This is a genomic window from Cupriavidus sp. CPT47-8839-RL05A, assembly GCF_058792255.1.
Genome location: NZ_JBYTEG010000021.1, coordinates 1 through 18,404, shown reverse-complemented (window position 1 = coordinate 18,404; position 18,404 = coordinate 1). Strand labels below are relative to the sequence as shown.

At 66.4% G+C, this 18,404-nt stretch carries 16 protein-coding genes and 1 tRNA gene; 10 read left to right on the top strand and 7 right to left on the bottom strand.

The window, feature by feature from the left end:
- Nucleotides 1-184: 184 nt before the first annotated feature.
- The 3 genes from yfiR to yfiB are packed head-to-tail and all read left to right on the top strand — an operon-like array spanning nt 185 to nt 2,576.
- Entirely contained in the window at nt 185-784 is a 600-nt protein-coding gene (gene yfiR, locus AC3WVS_RS23640; protein WP_492320563.1) for a regulatory sequestration protein YfiR, read from the top strand.
- Nucleotides 781-2,046, top strand: a complete 1,266-nt coding sequence (dgcN, locus tag AC3WVS_RS23635; protein ID WP_492320562.1) for a diguanylate cyclase DgcN/YfiN — start codon at nt 781-783, stop codon at nt 2,044-2,046. The genes yfiR and dgcN overlap by 4 nt, the downstream gene beginning before the upstream one ends.
- A gap of 8 nt (nt 2,047-2,054) precedes the next feature.
- Complete coding sequence (yfiB, locus tag AC3WVS_RS23630) at nt 2,055-2,576, top strand: outer membrane lipoprotein YfiB (protein ID WP_492320561.1); 522 nt, start codon at nt 2,055-2,057, stop codon at nt 2,574-2,576.
- 16 nt (nt 2,577-2,592) lie between these two features.
- On the opposite strand, the gene AC3WVS_RS23625 is transcribed toward yfiB, so the two are convergent.
- The 6 genes from AC3WVS_RS23625 to acs form a co-directional block, all read right to left on the bottom strand.
- Nucleotides 2,593-2,868 (bottom strand): hypothetical protein, encoded by a 276-nt coding sequence (locus AC3WVS_RS23625; protein WP_010814363.1) that lies wholly within the window; start codon nt 2,866-2,868, stop codon nt 2,593-2,595.
- A gap of 51 nt (nt 2,869-2,919) precedes the next feature.
- Nucleotides 2,920-3,768 (bottom strand): D-amino acid aminotransferase, encoded by an 849-nt coding sequence (locus tag AC3WVS_RS23620; RefSeq protein WP_492320560.1) that lies wholly within the window; start codon nt 3,766-3,768, stop codon nt 2,920-2,922.
- A 125-nt stretch (nt 3,769-3,893) separates the two neighbouring features.
- Complete coding sequence (locus tag AC3WVS_RS23615; RefSeq protein WP_492320559.1) at nt 3,894-4,385, bottom strand: GNAT family N-acetyltransferase; 492 nt, start codon at nt 4,383-4,385, stop codon at nt 3,894-3,896.
- A 350-nt stretch (nt 4,386-4,735) separates the two neighbouring features.
- A tRNA-Ser gene (locus AC3WVS_RS23610) sits at nt 4,736-4,826 on the bottom strand.
- 85 nt (nt 4,827-4,911) lie between these two features.
- Complete coding sequence (locus AC3WVS_RS23605) at nt 4,912-6,963, bottom strand: VC_2705 family sodium/solute symporter (protein WP_492320558.1); 2,052 nt, start codon at nt 6,961-6,963, stop codon at nt 4,912-4,914.
- 102 nt (nt 6,964-7,065) lie between these two features.
- Complete coding sequence (acs, locus tag AC3WVS_RS23600) at nt 7,066-9,048, bottom strand: acetate--CoA ligase (RefSeq protein ID WP_492320557.1); 1,983 nt, start codon at nt 9,046-9,048, stop codon at nt 7,066-7,068.
- 293 nt (nt 9,049-9,341) lie between these two features.
- Between acs and AC3WVS_RS23595 the strand changes: the two genes are divergently transcribed.
- From AC3WVS_RS23595 to murI, 4 genes are all read left to right on the top strand, one after another.
- On the top strand, nt 9,342-10,301 hold the full coding sequence (locus tag AC3WVS_RS23595) for a DMT family transporter (protein WP_492320556.1): 960 nt from the start codon (nt 9,342-9,344) through the stop codon (nt 10,299-10,301).
- Nucleotides 10,302-10,406: 105 nt separating this feature from the next.
- Entirely contained in the window at nt 10,407-10,949 is a 543-nt protein-coding gene (locus AC3WVS_RS23590) for a TIGR00645 family protein (RefSeq protein WP_340521633.1), read from the top strand.
- Nucleotides 10,950-11,149: 200 nt separating this feature from the next.
- A complete protein-coding gene (locus tag AC3WVS_RS23585) occupies nt 11,150-12,673 on the top strand; it encodes a fumarate hydratase (RefSeq protein WP_010814713.1) in 1,524 nt (507 codons plus the stop codon).
- 98 nt (nt 12,674-12,771) lie between these two features.
- The gene (gene murI, locus AC3WVS_RS23580; RefSeq protein WP_340521636.1) at nt 12,772-13,581 is read left to right on the top strand and encodes a glutamate racemase; all 810 of its coding nucleotides are present in this window, start codon (nt 12,772-12,774) and stop codon (nt 13,579-13,581) included.
- A 27-nt stretch (nt 13,582-13,608) separates the two neighbouring features.
- Here the strand turns inward: murI and AC3WVS_RS23575 are convergent, their stop codons facing one another.
- A complete protein-coding gene (locus tag AC3WVS_RS23575; RefSeq protein ID WP_492320555.1) occupies nt 13,609-15,909 on the bottom strand; it encodes an AAA family ATPase in 2,301 nt (766 codons plus the stop codon).
- A 485-nt stretch (nt 15,910-16,394) separates the two neighbouring features.
- Between AC3WVS_RS23575 and AC3WVS_RS23570 the strand changes: the two genes are divergently transcribed.
- The 3 genes from AC3WVS_RS23570 to AC3WVS_RS23560 all read left to right on the top strand — a co-directional run bounded on the left by AC3WVS_RS23570 (nt 16,395) and on the right by AC3WVS_RS23560 (nt 18,280).
- Nucleotides 16,395-17,054 (top strand): energy transducer TonB, encoded by a 660-nt coding sequence (locus AC3WVS_RS23570; RefSeq protein ID WP_492320554.1) that lies wholly within the window; start codon nt 16,395-16,397, stop codon nt 17,052-17,054.
- Between the two features lie 62 nt (nt 17,055-17,116).
- Entirely contained in the window at nt 17,117-17,845 is a 729-nt protein-coding gene (locus AC3WVS_RS23565) for a MotA/TolQ/ExbB proton channel family protein (RefSeq protein WP_492320553.1), read from the top strand.
- A 21-nt stretch (nt 17,846-17,866) separates the two neighbouring features.
- Nucleotides 17,867-18,280 (top strand): ExbD/TolR family protein, encoded by a 414-nt coding sequence (locus tag AC3WVS_RS23560; RefSeq protein WP_010814707.1) that lies wholly within the window; start codon nt 17,867-17,869, stop codon nt 18,278-18,280.
- Nucleotides 18,281-18,404: the final 124 nt, after the last annotated feature.

The following is an 18,404-nucleotide window of genomic DNA, read 5'->3' as shown; positions in this document are numbered from 1 at the left end:
AACATTCCGTATCACGCCGCGTCGCAAACAGGCCCCACGGAAGCATGCCCGCACAAGCGTGTTCCGGGGCCGGGCCCGCCCGTGCCGGACGCTTGACCGCCCGGAACCCGCCCCCGGACAATAACTGCGGCTGCGGACAGCCCACCACCCATTACAGGCCACACCGAACCTCCTTCCCCAGACCATGGCTCCTGCCCCAGCCAGCGCCCTTCCCAGTGCCGATTCCGCCCGACGTCCACCGCTGCTGCGCCGCGCCCTGCCGGCCCTGCTCGCCGTGACGCTGGCGGTGCTGCCGGCCATGCTGCCGCCGGCGGTAACGGCGCAGCCCGCGCCGCAGCGCACCGACCTGGTCGCGCGCGTGGTCTTCAGCCTGCTGGGGTATGCACGCTGGCCGATCGAGCGCGACCCGGTGCGGCTGTGCGTGGACAACACCAGCCGCTACTCCGCGCGGCTGATGGAAGGCGGCACGCTCGCCAATGGCCGCCCGGTGCGCGCGCGCCAGGTCGACGTGCTGGCCGACATGCTGCATCCGGCCTGCGATGCCCTCTACATCGGCGCCATGAACGAAGCCCGCCGCAAGCGGCTGTCAGGCGAGCTGACCGGCCGGCCGGTGCTGGTGATCGCCGAGGAAGACTTCGAGTGCGAGGTCGGCAGCATGTTCTGCCTGAACATCCGCGACCAGCAGGTCTCGTTCCGCGTCAACCTCGACACGCTCGCCCGCAGCGGCGTGCACGTGCACCCCGGCGTGCTGCAGCTGGGCCGCCGCAAGGGAGCGCCATCATGAGCGCCCACCAGCCGGCGCGCGGCAACGGCGCCCGCCCCACCCTCTACAGCGTGCTGCGCCGGATCCACCTGGGCGTGGCGCTGATCGCGGTATTCACTGCCGGGGTATCGCTGACCGCCCTTGGCCTGACCGCACTGCGCGTCTATGCCGACCACAACGTGCGGCTGGTGGCCCGCTCGATCGCCTACACGCTGGAAGCGCCAGTCGTATTCCGCGACCAGGCGGCCACCGGCGAGACGCTGGCGGCTATCGCCGCGTCCGAGGACATCGCGCGTGCCACCGTCTACGACCTCGACAACCACGTGCTGGCCGAATGGCAGCGCCCCGGCCAGGCGCCACTGACCGGCTTGCGCCACGTGCTGAGCGAGTGGCTGAGCATGGGTGTCGTGGAACAGCCGATCCTGCACCAGACGCAACAGGTCGGCATGCTGCGCGTCAGTGGCGACCCCCGCAACCTGCTGCATTTCCTGCTGCGCGGCGCGCTCGGCCTGCTTGGCTGCCTGCTGCTGACCGCCATCGGCGCCCACTACCTGGCCAGCCGGCTGCTGGTGCAGATCGTCGAGCCGCTGCGCAACCTGATGCGCGTGGCGCACGCGGTGCGTTCCAAGCGCGATTTCGCGCAGCGCACGCCGCCGGCCAGCATCGCGGAACTCAATGCCCTCAGCGAAGACTTCAACGGCCTGCTGGACGAACTGCAGACCTGGCAGAACCAGATGCAGCACGAGAACCGCTCGCTCGCCCACCGCGCCAACCACGATGCGCTGACCGGCCTGCTCAACCGCGCCGCCTTCGTCGAAGCGCTGGAGCACGCCGTGCGCCATGCCGCGGCCAACGACGAATACGCGGCCGTGCTGTACCTGGACAGTGACGATTTCAAGAACATCAACGACCGCCACGGCCATGCCGCCGGCGATGCCGTGCTGGTGGTCGTGGCCCAGCGCATCCGCGCCAGCCTGCGCGCCGGCGACACCGTGGCACGCATCGGCGGCGACGAGTTCGCCGTGCTGGCCGCAGCGCTGCGCGCGCCGCGCGACGCCATCCATATCGCCGAGCATATCCTGCAGGCAATGTCCGCCCCGATCGACCTGCCCGACGGCAGCACGGTGCAGGCCTCGCTCAGCATCGGCCTGGCCGTCTTCCCTGTCCATGCGCAAGGCAGCCAGGCGCTGCTGCACGCGGCCGACGCCGCCATGTACGGCGCCAAGCGGCGCTCCGGCGGCACCTGGCAATGCGCCGAGCCGCGCCTGGACGTCACGCAGTGAGAACCCGCATGCCCGAACGCCTGCCCCTGCCCTACTGGAAGTCCCTGTGGAAACTCTGGCTCGCCGCCGTCGTGCTGACGGGGCTGTCGCTGGCCGGCTGCCAAACCGCGCCGCCAGCCACCGGGCTGTCTCCGGCACAGGTCGCGGTGCTGAAGCAGGAAGGCTTCGCCCTGACCGATGAAGGCTGGGAACTCGGCTTGTCAGACAAGCTGCTGTTCGGATTCAATGAGGACCTGATCGACGCTGAGCGCGCCGCCAATGTGCAGCGCCTCGGGCGGGCGCTGAAGGGCGCGGGCATCGAGCGCCTGCGCGTGGATGGCCACACCGACGACGCGGGCTCGGCCGAATACAACCAGTCGCTGTCAGTGCGGCGCGCCGAAGCCGTGGCAAGGCTGCTGGCGGGCACCGGCTTTGCGCCGGAAAACATTGAAGTTCGCGGACGGGGCAAGAGCCACCCGGTGGCCGACAACCGCACCGCCGCCGGACGCAGCGAGAACCGGCGCGTCGCCATCGTCGTATCGGTCGAGTAGGACGACGGCAGGCGCGTCAGTCACCGAACGGATTGGGCGCGCGGTTCTCCGGCGCGTCGCTCAGGTCGAACTCGTCGCGCACCTTGTCGACCACCGCGCGGATGCTGGCCTCGTAGCCGGACGCATTGCCGAAGCCCGTCATGTTCCAGTTGCGCCCGCGCGCATCGCGCGCGTGCGGCACAGGCGCCGGCACCCGGACCTTGGCGCCGTCCTCGCCGATTTCATAGATTTGCTGGATGCGCCGGCTCACCTCGTCCTGCAGGGCACGCCGGCCACGCTCACGCTTGGCCATGGCTGACTCCTCGATCAATCCCGAGGCATCCTAGCACGCACGCAAATCTGCTCAAAGCGCAGCCTTGGCAGCCTGGTACGCAGCGTAAAGCCGGCCAAAGACCGGCCCCGGCACCCCCTTGCCAATGGCGCGGCCATCGATGGTCACCACCGGCAGCAGCTCCTTGCTGGCAGACGACAGCAGCACCTCATCGGCGGCGAACACCTCTTCCTTCGCGATGCGGCGCGCCTCCAGCGCAATCCCCATCGCGGCACAGACCTCTTCCATGAACCCGTAGCGGATGCCTTCCAGAATCAGGTTGTCCTTGGGCGGCGCCATCACGCGGCCGTCGCGCACCACCCACACATTGGACGCCGACGCCTCGGTCAGCCAGCCATCCCGGAACTGGATCGCCTCGATCGCGCCGTGCTCCACCGCATGCTGCGCCGCCAGCACGTTGCCCAGCAGCGACGTCGACTTGATCTGGCAGTTCAGCCAGCGCCGGTCCTCCATCGTCACGCACGCCACGCCCTGCTCAAGCATCTGCGCCGACGGCAACGCCATCGGGTTGGTCATGATCAGCACCGTCGGCACGACCTCCTTCGGAAACGCATGCGTGCGCTTGGCGACGCCGCGCGACACCTGGATGTAGACCAGCTGGTCCGACAGGCCGTTGGCCTCGACCACCTCGCCGACCAGCTCCAGCCACTGCCCGGCGCTGTACGGATCGGAAATCCCGATGCCCTCCAGGCTGCGGTGCAGGCGGGCCAGATGCTGCTCTGCGCGGAATGGCTTGCCGTTGTAGTAAGGGATGACTTCGTAGATGCCATCGCCAAAGATGAAGCCGCGGTCGAGGACGGGGATGCGGGCTTCGGAGAGAGGGGTCAGGGTGCCGTTGAGGTGGACGATGGGGTCGGACATGGGGGCAAGTGCTAGAGATTCGAAAAAGACGCCTGATTCTTTCACGGGCAGCCACGCAGGTTCATGCAATTTGCGCATGAGGTTGGCTACCCGTGCCAAGCCGGCGCCGGCGCCGGCGCGCACACTCAGGCTGGCGGCAGCGCTTTCGACAACAGCACAGTGGTAAAGCCACTGTCCCAGCTCTCGTCGGGATAGAAATCGATCTCGGCATAGCCATGGCGCCGGTAGAACGCGCGGCTTTGCACGTTGAACGTGTCCGTCTCCAGCCTCGCCTCGCGATGCCCGGCGCGGGCAATCGCGCCTTCGGCATGGGCCAGCAGCGCCCCGCCCAGCCCCATGCGTTGCCATGCCCGCCCGACATGCAGGGCCCAGATAAAGTTGTTCTCCCAATCCAGCATCGCGGCGGGCACGCCATCCACGCAGGCTACGCGGAATGCTTGCAGGCGCGCTTCGACGTAGCTTCGGGTCTTGCCTTGCCGTTCGAAGGCAGCTGCCGCGGCGGCTGTCAGTTGCGGCTTCCAGGTGCCGAGGTAGGTGTCGGTCAGGATGGCTTCCACCGCTTGCGCGTCTGCGGGCAAGGCGGGGCGGATTTCGAGTTCGAAGGTGAGTTTGGTCATGGCCGGGAGGATACCGGGCACCGGGTACATGGCGGAAGCCCTCTCATGGCCAGAACAACTGGATCGACGCGCTCATCCAATCCGGCGCGCCGAGAGGGAAGCCATGCCTTCGCCGCGATGGCTGGCATAGCATGTCGCCTTGCGGCAACACCTCTATTTAGAGGGATGCGCGATACAAGGTCCTATACGACCATCGCTCACGGGCGATCCCGCGACTCGCCCACTACTACTTCAGCCCTCGCCTACCCTGGCCGAGGGCTTTTCTTTGAGCCCTTCAGGCATTACGAAGCCACCAGGGACTGGAAACAAAAAAGCCGCCCAGACGGGCGGCTTTGCTGTGCATAGTGTTCTGGCGGAGAGAGGGGGATTCGAACCCCCGATAGGCTATTAACCTATACACGCTTTCCAGGCGTGCGACTTAAACCACTCATCCATCTCTCCGGGAAGTCCGAGATTATAGCAGAGTTGCCTGGCGAATCCAGTGCTTCGTCGCCGTATCCCGCCTTACTTGACAAGCCCATCCGCCCTACCCCTTGCGCAGGTAGCTAACCAACCGGTCGATCACCGGTGCATTGCGTGGTGTCAGCAGGCTGACGATGATGGCCACGGCGAAGCCCGCCGGCACGCCGAAAGCGCCGGAGGCGATCGGGTCGACGCCGAACCAGCGGTTGCCGAAGATGCCGGTCATGCGGGTGAAGAACGGATAGTTGACGATGATGTAGTAGACCGCCACGCCCAGCCCGGCGGCCATGCCGGCGACTGCGCCGGCGGCGGTGGTGCGGCGCCAGAAGATGCCGAGGACCAGCACCGGGAAGAAGCTGGAGGCGGCCAGTGAGAACGCGGCGCCGACCAGGAACAGGATATTGCCGGGGCGCAGCGATGTGACGTAGGAGGCAAAAAGCGCCACGCCCAGCAACACGATCTTGGCGGTGGTGACGCGGCGCTGGTGGCTCGCCTGGCGGTCGACCATGTGATAGAAGACGTCGTGCGAGAGCGCATTGGCGATGGTCAGCAGCAGGCCGTCGGCGGTGGACAGCGCAGCGGCCAGGGCGCCGGCGGCGATCAGGCCGGAGATCACGTATGGCAGGCCGGCGATTTCCGGCGCGGCCAGCACGATCATGTCGGGCTGCAGCAGGATCTCGGCCCATTGCACGATGCCGTCGCCGTTGACATCGCGGATGCCGAACACGGGTGGATCGACCTTGCGCCATTGCACCACCCACTGCGGCAATTCGGCGTAGGGGGTTCCCACCAGGTGCTGGAAGAACTCGTATTTGACCAGCGCAGCCAGCGTGGGCGCGGACACGTACAGCAAGGCGATGAAGAACACGGCCCAGGCCACGGAGTTGCGCGTTTCCTTGACCGACGGGGTAGTGTAGAGCCGCGTCAGGATGTGCGGCAGGCTGGCGGTGCCGACCATCAGGCAGAACACTAGCAATACAAAATTCAGCCGCTTGGTCTTGCGCTCCTGCTCCGATGCCGCGGGATAGGGCTCGGTCGATGACAGCGAATGGCGGCTGCGGGCCAGTGCGTCTGCCCGCTGCTGGTTCCACTGCTGCTGTGCCGCAGCAGGGTCGCGCGGGAATTCCAGCCGTTCGCGCTCCAGCGACTTGATGTCGCGCAGCGGCGCATTACGCGTGCGCAGGTCCTGCAGCCGCGCGTCGAGCGCGTCGCGCTCCTGAGCAAAGGAATCGGGCAACCGGGCGATGCGCTCCTGCAGCAGGATGGCCTGCTGCCGGTAGTACTCGCGCACGGCCTGCTCGGCCGGCTCGCGCTCCAGTTGCTGCTCGCGCGCGTCCAGTTGCGACAGCAGCGTGCCGTAGCTGAGCTGCGGCAGCGCTTCGTGGTGATGCTTCCACGCGATCATCGATACCGTGACCAGGAAGGCGACGATCATCATGATGTACTGCGCCACCTGCGTCCACGTGACCGCGCGCATGCCGCCCAGGAACGAGCACACCAGGATGCCGGCCAGCCCGAAGAAGATGCCGACGGCAAACTCCACGCCGATAAAGCGCGTCACCACCAGCCCCACGCCCTGGATCTGCGCCACCAGGTAGACGAAGGAGCAGAGCGAAGCCGCCAGCACCGCGATCGCGCGCACTGGCAGGTTGCCGCCGGGCTTGCCGTTGCCGTAGCGCGCCGCGAGGAAATCGGGAATGGTGTAGCCGCCGTACTTGCGCAGGTACGGCGCCAGCAGGAAGGCCACCAGGCAGTAGCCGCCAGTCCAGCCCATCACATAGGCCAGCCCTTCGTAGCCCGAGGAAAACAGGATGCCGGCCAGGCCGATGAAGGACGCCGCGCTCATCCAGTCGGCGGCAATCGCCATGCCGTTGAACAGCGCCGGCACGCGCCGCGAGGCAACGTAGTACTCGTTCAGGTCAGAGGTGCGGCAGATCAGCCCGATGCAGGCATAGATCGCGATGGTGATGAAGAGGAAGACGTAGCCGAGCCACAGCGCATCGGCGTTGGACTTTTCCAGCAGCCCCATCATGCCGACGAAGCCGAACAACCCTAGCGTGAACAGGCCGTAGTACAGCAGCAACCGTCGGCGAAAGCGCGACTGGGCTTCAGGCATGGGGGACGGTCCGTGGTCGGTGGGGGGCTATCGTAACAAACCCGCCGGCGCGCGGGAACGCGGCGGCGGGTTCAAGGGCTCGATCGGGCCGAAGCTAGGCGATCACTGTGCCTGCTTGAGCTGCTCCAGGATGGCCGGATTCTCCAGCGTCGAGGTGTCCTGCGTGATTTCCTCTCCCTTGGCCAGCGACCGCAGCAGGCGCCGCATGATCTTGCCCGAGCGCGTCTTGGGCAGGTTGTCGCCAAAGCGGATGTCCTTGGGCTTGGCGATCGGGCCGATCTCCTTGCCGACCCAGTTGCGCAGTTCCGTCGCGATCTTGACGGCCTCTTCGCCAGTCGGACGCGAACGCTTGAGCACGACGAAGGCGCAGATGGCCTCGCCGGTCATGTCGTCGGGGCGGCCCACCACGGCGGCTTCGGCCACCAGCGGGTTGGCCACCAGCGCTGACTCGATCTCCATCGTGCCCATGCGGTGGCCCGACACGTTCAGCACGTCGTCGATGCGGCCCATGATGGTGAAGTAGCCGGTGTCCTTGTCGCGGATCGAGCCGTCGCCGGCCAGGTAGAGCTTGCCGCCGAGCTCTTCGGGGAAGTAGCTCTTCCTGAAGCGCTCCGGATCGCCCCAGATGGTGCGGATCATGGCCGGCCACGGACGCTTGACCACCAGGATGCCGCCGTTGCCGTTGGGCACGTCATGGCCGGTCTCGTCGACGATGGCGGCCATGATGCCCGGCAGCGGCAGCGTGCACGAACCCGGCACCAGCGGCGTCGCGCCCGGTAGCGGCGTGATCATGTGGCCGCCGGTTTCGGTCTGCCAGAAGGTGTCGACGATCGGGCAGCGCTCGTTGCCGATGTTCTTGTAGTACCACATCCAGGCTTCGGGGTTGATCGGCTCGCCCACGGTGCCGAGCAGGCGCAAGCTGGACAGGTCGTACTGCTTCGGGTGGATCTTCTCGTCGGCCTCGGCGGCCTTGATCAGCGAGCGGATCGCGGTCGGCGCGGTGTAGAAGATGCTGACCTTGTGGCGCGCGATCATGTCCCAGAAGCGGCCGGCGTGGGGGTACGTGGGCACGCCCTCGAACACCACCTGGGTCGCGCCGGCGGCCAGCGGGCCATAGGCGATGTAGGTATGACCGGTGACCCAGCCGATGTCCGCGGTACACCAGAACAGGTCGTCGGGCTTGATATCGAAGGTCCACTTCATTGTCATCAGCGCCCACAGCAGGTAGCCGCCGGTGCTGTGCTGCACGCCCTTGGGCTTGCCGGTGGAGCCGGAGGTGTAGAGCACGAACAGCGGGTGCTCGGCGCTCACCGGCTCGGCTTCGCAGGTATCCGGCTGGCCGGCGCTGACATCTTCCATCCAGCGGTCGCGGCTTTCGGTCCAGGCAACCTTGCCGCCGGTGCGGCGGTAGACGATCACGTTCCTGACGGCCTCGCAGCCACCCAGCGCCAGCGCATCGTCGGCGATGGCCTTGAGCGGCAGCGCCTTGCCGCCGCGCATCTGCTCGTCGGCGGTGATCAGCGCCACCGCGCCCACGTCCACCAGCCGCTCCTGCAGCGACTTGGCCGAGAAGCCGCCGAACACCACCGAGTGCGTGGCGCCCAGGCGTGCGCAGGCCTGCATCGCGACCACGCCTTCGACCGACATCGGCATGTAGATCACCACGCGGTCGCCCTTCTTGATGCCGAGCGCCCTCAGGCCGTTGGCGAAGCGGCACACCTTGCCATGCAGCTCGCGGTAGGTGACGCGCGTCACGGTGCCGTCATCGGCCTCGAACACGATCGCGACCTTGTCCGCATTGCCGTTCTGCAGATTGCGGTCCAGGCAGTTGTAAGAGGCGTTGAGCTCGCCGTCTTCGAACCACTTGTAGAACGGTGCGTTGCTTTCGTCCAGCACCTTGGTGAAGGGCTTGGTCCAGTGCAGCAGCTCGCGCGCGTGGCGCGCCCAGAAGCCTTCATAGTCACGCTCGGCTTCGTCGCACAGCGCCTGGTAGGCCTCCATGCTGGGGATCGCGGCCTGGCTGGCGAAGCCTTCCGGCGGGTTGAACACGCGATGCTCTTGCATCACCGATTCGATGGCGGACATAAGTTTGTCTCCTGATTTTGGACTGGCTTTGGCTGCCACGTTACGCCCGACGGCTTACTTAAACCTGACGGTAAGACCTGACGGTGGGCCTGGGTGTGCCTGCAACTTGTTGCAATGCAGCGGGAAAAATCCACGCACGCGCAGCGAAAGTGCAGCCTTCTCCATTAGGCTAGCACAGCTATAATCCGCGAGTTCCATACTTGATCGCGGCGCTTACCCTTGCCGCTCCCGCCGGCTCAGCACCCGCCGCGCCAAGGCGCCGCGGCGCCCGCCGGACGACCAAGGCCGTACCCGTGCCCGCCAATCCTTCAGCATTCTCCCCGGTCTACGCCCTCTTCCTGGTTGCCTCGATGGCGCTGGTCGGCAGCAACGTGGGCCTCGGCAAATCGATCATCGCGCATGTGCCGGTGCTGCTGTTCGCGCTGCTGCGTTTTGTCATTGCCATCGTCTGCCTGGCACCCTGGTACCGGCCCGCGCGCATGCGCCGGGTCTCGCGCGGGGAATGGCTGAACCTGTTCCTGCAGGCGTTCTTCGGCACCTTCCTGTTTACCCTGCTGATGCTCAATGGCGTGCGGCTGACCAGCGCCATGGCGGCCGGCGTGATCACCAGCACCATCCCGGCCACGGTGGCGATCCTGTCGTGGCTGCTGCTGCGCGAGCGGCTGTCGCGGCGCACGGTGGCATCGGTGCTGCTGGCGATGACCGGCATCGCCGTGCTGAATATCGCCCGGGGCGACGCGCACGGTGCCGGCAGCGGCAGCCAAGCATGGCTGGGCAACCTGATGATCATGGGCGCGGTGGTGTGCGAATCGATCTACGTGATCCTGTCGCGGCGGCTCACGCAGACGCTGGCCGCGATCGAGATCTGTGCCTACACGCATTTGATTGGCGGGCTGCTGATGCTGCCGCTGGGGCTGGTGCCGCTGCTGGACTTCGATGCGTCGCCGGTGCCCACGCAGACCTGGCTGATGCTGCTGTGGTATGCGCTGTCGGCCAGCGTGTTCTCGTTCTGGCTGTGGATGAAGGGCATCCGCCATGTGCCGGCGCAGCTGGCGGGGGTGTTCACCTCGGTGCTGCCGGTGGCGGCTGCCACCTACGGCATCGCCTTCCTGGGCGAGCAGCCGGGCTGGCCGCATGGGGTGGCGCTGGCGTGCGTGCTGGCCGGGATCGTGCTGGCCAGCTGGCCGGGGCGGATCGCGCGCGGCGCGTGGCGCGGCAAGGCGGCCGGCGCCGATCCCGGCGCCGCGGCCTGAGCCACGCCGGCGACGAACGATTCGGTTACGGTCGGTAACAGCGCCCGGTCATCGGCGCTTGGTACAATCCACGCCGCCTTTCAACTCGCTGACACCGCCCCGCCCATGGCTTCCAATCCAATGACCAGGCCGCAGACCATGCGGCCGATCCCGAGCATCATCTTCGCGTCGCGCTGGCTGCAGTTGCCGCTTTACCTGGGCCTGATCGTGGCCCAGGGCGTCTATGTCTACCACTTCCTGGTCGAGGTCTGGCACCTGCTGGCGCATGTGACCGAGTTCGACGAGAACAAGATCATGCTGGTGGTGCTGGGCCTGATCGACGTGGTGATGATCTCCAACCTGCTGATCATGGTGATCGTGGGCGGCTATGAGACCTTTGTCTCGCGCCTGGGCATCGACAACCATCCGGACGAGCCGGAATGGCTGGACCACGTCAACGCCGGGGTGCTCAAGGTCAAGCTGTCGATGGCGCTGATCGGGATTTCGTCGATCCACCTGCTCAAGACCTTTATCGATGCCGAGCAACGGACCACGCACACCATCATGTGGCAGGTGGCCATCCATATTGCCTTCCTGCTGTCGGCGGTCGCCATGGCCTGGGTGGACCGGATGGTGTCGCACCCGGCCGGCGCACCTGCCAAGCACTAATCACATTCGTGCGCCATCGGACGCCTAGTCCCAGCCAGACCGCGGCCATGTGCCGCGGTTTTTGCTTTTGGGCCCGCCCCCGCGCAGGCAGCGGCGTTTGCCGCACATTATCGGTTGTAGACGGATGTATGCAGCCGGGCAGAGCGCCTCGGCTCAGTGTATGATTTCAGGCTGTGTTTCACCGCTGCCCTCCCCACAAAATGACTGTCATCAAGCAAGAAGACCTCATCCAGAGCGTCGCCGACTCCCTGCAGTACATCAGCTACTACCACCCGATGGACTACATCACCAGCCTGGGCCGCGCCTATGAGCTGGAGCAGAGCCCGGCGGCCAAGGACGCGATCGCGCAGATCCTGACCAACAGCCGCATGTGTGCCGAGGGCAAGCGCCCGATCTGCCAGGACACCGGCATTGTCACGATCTTCGTCAAGGTGGGGATGGACGTGCGCTGGGATGGCGCCACCATGGGCCTGACCGACATGATCAACGAGGGTGTGCGCCGCGGCTACACGCATCCGGACAACGTGCTGCGCGCCTCGATCGTCAGCCCGCCCGAAGGCGGCCGCAAGAACACCAAGGACAACACCCCGGCCGTGATCCACTACGAAGTGGTGCCGGGCAACACCGTCGACATCCAGGTCGCGGCCAAGGGCGGCGGCTCGGAGAACAAGTCCAAGTTCGTGATGCTGAACCCGTCCGACTCGATCGTCGACTGGGTGCTGAAGACCGTGCCGACCATGGGCGCCGGCTGGTGCCCGCCGGGCATGCTGGGCATCGGCATCGGCGGCACCGCCGAGAAGGCCATGGTGATGGCCAAGGAATCGCTGATGGAGTCCATCGACATCCAGGACATCATCGCCCGCGGCCCCAAGGACTGGGTCGAGGAACTGCGCGTCGAGCTGTACGAGAAGGTCAACGCGCTGGGCATCGGCGCGCAGGGCCTGGGCGGCCTGGCCACCGTGCTGGACGTCAAGATCATGGCCTGCCCGACCCACGCCGCGTCCAAGCCGGTCGCGATGATCCCCAACTGCGCCGCCACCCGCCACGTGCACTTCACGCTGGACGGCAGCGGCCCGGCCAAGCTGGAAGCGCCTGACCTGTCGCAATGGCCGAAGGTAGAGTGGGCCCCGAACACCGAGACCTCCAAGCGCGTCGACCTGAACACGCTGACGCCGGAAGAAGTCGCCTCGTGGAAGCCGGGCCAGACCCTGCTGCTCAACGGCAAGATGCTGACTGGCCGCGACGCCGCGCACAAGCGTATCGCCGACATGCTGGCCAAGGGCGAGAAGCTGCCGGTGGACTTCAAAAACCGCGTGATCTACTACGTCGGCCCGGTCGATCCGGTGCGCGACGAGGCCGTCGGCCCGGCCGGCCCCACCACCGCCACGCGCATGGACAAGTTCACCGAGATGATGCTGGCCGAAACCGGCCTGATCTCGATGATCGGCAAGGCCGAGCGCGGCCCGGTGGCGATCGAGGCCATCAAGAAGCACAAGTCGGCCTACCTGATGGCCGTGGGCGGCGCCGCCTACCTGGTGGCCAAGGCGATCAAGGAAGCCAAGGTGGTCGGCTTCGAAGACCTCGGCATGGAAGCGATCTACGAGTTCGACGTCAAGGACATGCCGGTGACGGTCGCCGTGGACAGCGAAGGCACCTCGGTGCACAAGACCGGCCCCGCGGAATGGCAGGCCAAGATCGGCAAGATCCCGGTCGCCGCGCTGTAAGCCTGGCAGGACGGTAGAATCTGCCGTCGCGCTCGAAAAAGAAGCCGGGTTCCGACCCGGCTTTTTTCTACCTTGTTTCTTGTCGTCCCCGCACCCCAGTGAACCCCGCACCCATCGGCGTCTTCGATTCCGGCCTTGGCGGCCTGTCCGTGCTGCGCGAGATCCGCGCGCTGCTGCCCCATGAATCGCTGCTGTACCTGGCGGATTCAAAATACGCGCCCTATGGCGAGAAGCCCGAGGCCTTTGTCGAGGCGCGCACGCTGCAGGCCTGCGAATGGCTGCTTGGCCAGGGTTGCAAGGCGCTCGTGATCGCCTGCAATACCGCCACCATGCATGCAGTGCAGACACTACGCGAGCGGCTGACGGTGCCGATCATCGGCGTCGAGCCCGGCCTCAAGCCCGCCGCCGCGGCCAGCCGCAGCAAGGTCGTGGGCGTGCTGGCCACCGCCAATACCCTCAAGAGCGCCAAGTTCGCGCGGCTGCTGACATCGCTGGAAGGCGAAAGCCGCTTCCTGTGCGAGGCGGGCCTGGGGCTGGTGTCGCTGATCGAGCAAGGCGAGACCGACGGCCCGGCCGTGCGCCAGCGCCTGGATGCCTACCTGACGCCCATGCTGGAGGCAGGCGCCGACACGCTGGTGCTGGGCTGCACCCATTACCCTTTTCTCTCCGGCACGATCCGGGCGATGGTTGGCGACCAGCTGGCACTGGTCGACACCGGCAGCGCCATTGCGCGCCAGCTGGCACGCAAGCTGGCCGAACACAAGCTGGCCGCCGCGCCCGATGCCACGCCGCACGACCGCTTTGCCTCGACCAAGGACGCCGCGCATCTGCGCGCGATGGCAGCCACGCTGTTGCAGGTGGAAGCGGATGCGGAAACCGTGGTGATCGAGCCGGCGCCGGCGCTCTGACCTCTGACCTCTGACCGGCGCCTTCCCCTACTGCAGGAAGCCCAGTGGCCGGTGCTCCCGCACCTCGGGCTTGATCGCGTGTTCCTGGCGCAGCTGTGCCAGGAACTCGTCCGGCGTCAGCGCCTCGCCCAACAGCACGCACTGGCGCTTGACCGTGGCGAAGTCGCCCGGCGTCAGGCAATCCATCGCATCCAGTTCACGGCGCATGCTGTCGGTCAGGCCGGCGGCATCGCCGTCGAGCGCCTCGTCGACAAACATCGCCACGCGCTGCGTGGGCTTGAGCGCCAGGAAGCGGATCTTGAAAGAGAAGCGGCGCAGCGCGGCCTCATCGATGCGGTCGAACAGGTTGGTAGTGCAGATAAAGATGCCGTTAAAGCGCTCCATGCCCTGCAGCATCTCGTTGACCTCGGAGATCTCATAATTGCGCACCGCCTGCTGGCGGCTCTGCATGAAGCTGTCGGCCTCATCCAGCAGCAGCACCGCCCCATCCTCTTCGGCGCGCGCGAACATGGCGGCGATCTGCTGCTCGGTCTCGCCCACATATTTGCTCATCAGGTCGGAGGCGCGGCGGATCATCAGCGGCAGGTCCAGCTCGGCCGCGATATGCTCGGCCAGCGCGGTCTTGCCGGTGCCGGGCGGGCCGTAGAAGCACAGCGTGCCGCGCTGGCGCACGCGCAGCGCGTCGACGATCTTGACCACCTCGTAGCGGGTTTCAAGGTGCAGGTTCTCCAGCCGGTAGTGCGTGACCACCGAGCGCGCCTCGGCCTCGGGGCGCAGCCCCATGGCGCGGTCGGCGTGTTCCAGCTGGCGCAGGATCAGCGCTTCCACCGGCTCTTCCACGTCGGGCCGCGCCAGCTCGACAAAGCGCGCGGCCGACTGCACCTGCGCCGGCGTCAGCGTCTTGCGCCCGGCCAGCCCGGTGATAAAGGCGTCGCTGACGTCCAGCCCGCCCAGGTGCTTGCGGATGATGTTCTCGCGCACCAGCGGCGGCGGGATCTTCAGCTCCAGGTGGAACTGGAAACGGCGCAGGTAGGCCGGGTCGATCTGCCGGATCGAATTCGAGATCCAGATCACCGGCACCGGGTTCTGCTCGAGCGTCTGGTTGACCCAGGCCTTGCCGTTGACCGAGGCGCGCGTGTCTTCCTGGCCGAACAGGCTCATCAGCTCGCGCGCGCTGCCCGGGAAGACGTCTTCCACCTCATCGAACAGCAGCGCGGTATGGGCACGCCCGCGCAGGAAGGCCTGCGACACCTGCAGCGAGCGGTAGCGGTCCTTGCCCGACAGGCTGTTGCCGTCGCGGTCCAGGCAATCGACTTCATACAGCTCGCAGCCCGCCTCGCGCGCCAGCAGCCGCGCAAACTCGGTCTTGCCGGTGCCGGGCGGGCCATAGATCAGCACGTTGACGCCGCTCGCATGCTGGCGCGTGGCATTGCTCAGCAGCGCGCACAGGTAGCGCGCGTCGGTCTCGACATGGGGATAGTCGGCCGTGGTCAGCGTGGGCGGCGCGGCCGGGCGCGTGAACACCGCCATCATCTCGGCTTCGTTGGCGTAGTTGCCCAGCAGCACGTGCAGCAGCCGGTCCGAGAGCCGCATCAGGTCGCCCAGGTCGGTCACGCTGTTTTCCGGCAGCGGCTGCTCGATCAGGTTCAGCGTCTCCAGCCGCGAGCCCGGCCGCAGCGAGGCAGCCACGTCGGCGGCGCCGGCGCCGGTCAGGCCGGCCAGGATCTGGAACGCCTCCTGGCTGTGCGCCACCTTGCAGTCGACCATCACCGCGCGCAGGTCGCGCTTGTACTTGGCCAGCGCCGCGTACAGCAGCAGCTTGCGCTCGTGCTCGGGCAGGTCCAGCACATGGCTGAGCATGTCGATATTGCGCACCAGCAGCACGCGCTCGCCTTCCAGGCGCTGGGCGATGGCAGCGGCGGACGCGTCGAACACGGCGAACATGTCCTTGGCGTGGTGCTTGACGTACTCGTCCAGGTAATAGAACAGCGCGCTCTCATCGAAAGCGCTGTTCCACTGTCCGTGGCGGTCCAGGAATTCCTCAGGGGTCAGGCGGGCGGTGCCCTTCCAGGCGGGCATGTCGGCGCAGCGCGCGGCCAGGAAGCGCTGCACGCGCAGCACCACGCCGTACGGCCACACCATCTCCTGCGCGCTGACGGTCAGGACATCGTTGATATTGCTGCGCAGGTTGAAGCGCGGACCCAGTGCGCACACCACGCGCAGGGCAAACTGGGCGCACATCCAATCCAATGCTGAACTGGACGATGTGCCAGGCATGGAGCGCAGAATCGTCGATCGGTCATCTTCAGCAAAACGTGTGAAGTCCATGGACGGGTCCCCGAGCGCGCTGTGCGCGATGGCGGGGCCGCGACCGGACACCGCCACGTCTGCAGTTTCTTCCTATGCTAGCGCGCTTTGGTACCAACCGCGCATGCCTGTGCGCAACGGGCGCCGCCGATTGTGGCTTGGGGCACCGAAGCACGGCAAAGTGCCAGAGCGCGCCAGCGCGCGTGCACCGCTGCATCACCTCCCGAAATGCTGCCTGGACTTGCCGGTATAACGTGCCGGGCCAGAAAATTCCAGTTGCGACGCACAAATCACAACAAATAAGAATCATTATCGTTTATACTAGCCCGCTGACACGCTGCCCCAGAGTGGCGCTCCCACGGCAACCCAGTTGAAGGAGCGTTTATCATGGAATTGCTGCTTAGCCTGCTGGTCGGTTGCGGCATCTCGCTGATCCTGTTTTATCGCAAGTGACGGCGCACAGCGCCGCCGCGGTGCCACCGCTGGCAGACTTTTGTTGTTGACACATGTTCGACCAACGCTTCTTCAAGATTACGCTCGCCGTACTGCTGTTCCACGTCGGCCTGCTCTACCTGATCCAAAGCGGCCTGGGCCGCAAGCTGACCGAGGCGGTGATCTCGCCGGAAATCGTCGCGCGCATCATCCCGCTGGAGCCTCCCAAGCAGGAAGCCCCGCCGGAGCCGCCCAAACCCAAGCCCAAACAGGAAACCCCGCCCAAGCAGGTGAAGGTGACCACGCCCAAGCCGACCCCGCCGCAGCCCAAGCCAACCCCGCAGCCGGTAGCCAGCCTGCCGCCGACACCGAACGCGCCCGAGGCTCCTCCCGCGCCGCCGGCACCCCCGGCACCGGCACCTGAGCCCGCCCCTGCACCGGTATCCGCCGCGCCGCGTGCAGTCGGCATCGGCGAAATCCAGTGCACGGCGCCGCAACCGAAGTATCCTTCCCAGTCACGCCGCATGGGCGAGACCGGCAAGGCCGTGGTGCGCCTGACCACCGACGAAAGCGGCAAGGTCGTGAAGACTTCCGTCGTATCCTCGAGCGGTTCATCGCGCCTGGACCAGGCCGCGGTAGAGGCCGTGCAGGCCATGCGCTGCAAGCCTTACATGGACAACGGCCGCGCCGTCGCCGTCACGGCGCAGCAGCCGATCGGCTTCGAACTGAACTGACCGCCCCAGATTTCCGATCTCTGATCTGACCTAAACCAAGCGAACTCACCAGGAACCAACACATGCAGGACCTCGGACTCTCCCACCTCTGGACGCAAGGCGACTTCGTCATGCGTGCGACCGCGATCATTCTGCTGATCATGTCGCTCGCCTCATGGATCGTGATCCTTACCAAGGCGTGGGATCTGGTGCGCCTGAAGAAGATGGCGCACGGCGCGGAAAAGCGCTTCTGGCACTCGGACGATTTCGACCACGCGCTCGAAACCCTGGGCGCCGGCGATTCCAACCCGTTCCGCACGCTGGCCATCGCCGGCAAGGAAGCCGCCCAGCACCACCGCGCCAGCCAGCCGCAGCTGCACGACGTGATGGACATCTCCGACTGGCTGACCCGCTCGCTCAAGAGCTCCATCGACGAGTCGGTGGCGCACATGCAATCGGGCCTGGCGGTGCTGGCTTCGGTGGGCTCGACCGCACCGTTCGTGGGCCTGTTCGGCACCGTGTGGGGCATCTACCACGCGCTGATCGGCATCGGCGCCTCGGGCGTGCCGACCATCGACAAGGTTGCCGGCCCCGTGGGCGAGGCGCTGATCATGACCGCCTTCGGCCTGGCCGTGGCAATTCCCGCCGTGCTGGGCTATAACGCCCTCACCCGCGGCAACAAGTCGGTGATCTCGAAGCTCAACCGCTTTGCCCACGACCTGCACGCCTACTTCGTCACCGGTGCGCGCGTGCGCCCCACCGGCGCCCGCGCCGAGGACGGCACCGTGCGCCTGGCCGCGGCACAGCGCTAAACCGCAAGCAAGGAAGTCATCATGGCATTCGGTACTCTCGACGGCGACGACGACGAGGTGATGAGCGAGATCAACATGACGCCGCTGGTCGACGTCATGCTGGTGCTGCTGATCATCTTCATCATCACCATCCCCGTGATCAACCACGCGGTGAAGATCGACCTGCCGCGCGCCACCAACACCCCGAACGACCCGAAGCCGCAGAACATCAACGTCTCGATCGACGCTGCCGGCAAGGTCTTCTGGAACCAGGTGGAAGTGGACCAGGCCACGCTGGCAAGCAATATCGCGTTGGCCGCGCAGCAGCAGCCGCAGCCTGAGCTGCACCTGCGCGCGGACCGCGAGGTGCGCTACGAGCGCGTGGCCGAAGTCATGGCCGCCGCGCAGCACGGCGGCCTGGGCAAGATCGGCTTTATCACCGAACCCAAGCAGTAAGCGCGCGCCGCCAGGCGCTCCGGAACGACAAAGGGCACCTCAGGTGCTAATGCCGTTCAGTTAAGACTGAACGGCATTTTTCATTGTTAGCCGCCGAAGCAGTTGTAAACCGCAAGCCGCAATG

What these genes read in the sequence shown, in the direction of transcription:
- AC3WVS_RS23570 (WP_492320554.1), top strand. Translation starts at nt 16,395, where the DNA reads ATGTTCGACCAACGCTTCTTCAAGATTACGCTCGCCGTACTGCTGTTC.
- yfiB (WP_492320561.1), top strand. Translation starts at nt 2,055, where the DNA reads ATGCCCGAACGCCTGCCCCTGCCCTACTGGAAGTCCCTGTGGAAACTC.
- yfiR (WP_492320563.1), top strand. Translation starts at nt 185, where the DNA reads ATGGCTCCTGCCCCAGCCAGCGCCCTTCCCAGTGCCGATTCCGCCCGA.
- AC3WVS_RS23620 (WP_492320560.1), bottom strand. Translation starts at nt 3,768, where the DNA reads ATGTCCGACCCCATCGTCCACCTCAACGGCACCCTGACCCCTCTCTCC.
- AC3WVS_RS23590 (WP_340521633.1), top strand. Translation starts at nt 10,407, where the DNA reads ATGGCTTCCAATCCAATGACCAGGCCGCAGACCATGCGGCCGATCCCG.
- acs (WP_492320557.1), bottom strand. Translation starts at nt 9,048, where the DNA reads ATGTCCGCCATCGAATCGGTGATGCAAGAGCATCGCGTGTTCAACCCG.
- AC3WVS_RS23605 (WP_492320558.1), bottom strand. Translation starts at nt 6,963, where the DNA reads ATGCCTGAAGCCCAGTCGCGCTTTCGCCGACGGTTGCTGCTGTACTAC.
- dgcN (WP_492320562.1), top strand. Translation starts at nt 781, where the DNA reads ATGAGCGCCCACCAGCCGGCGCGCGGCAACGGCGCCCGCCCCACCCTC.
- AC3WVS_RS23615 (WP_492320559.1), bottom strand. Translation starts at nt 4,385, where the DNA reads ATGACCAAACTCACCTTCGAACTCGAAATCCGCCCCGCCTTGCCCGCA.
- AC3WVS_RS23575 (WP_492320555.1), bottom strand. Translation starts at nt 15,909, where the DNA reads ATGGACTTCACACGTTTTGCTGAAGATGACCGATCGACGATTCTGCGC.
- AC3WVS_RS23565 (WP_492320553.1), top strand. Translation starts at nt 17,117, where the DNA reads ATGCAGGACCTCGGACTCTCCCACCTCTGGACGCAAGGCGACTTCGTC.
- AC3WVS_RS23625 (WP_010814363.1), bottom strand. Translation starts at nt 2,868, where the DNA reads ATGGCCAAGCGTGAGCGTGGCCGGCGTGCCCTGCAGGACGAGGTGAGC.
- AC3WVS_RS23585 (WP_010814713.1), top strand. Translation starts at nt 11,150, where the DNA reads ATGACTGTCATCAAGCAAGAAGACCTCATCCAGAGCGTCGCCGACTCC.
- AC3WVS_RS23560 (WP_010814707.1), top strand. Translation starts at nt 17,867, where the DNA reads ATGGCATTCGGTACTCTCGACGGCGACGACGACGAGGTGATGAGCGAG.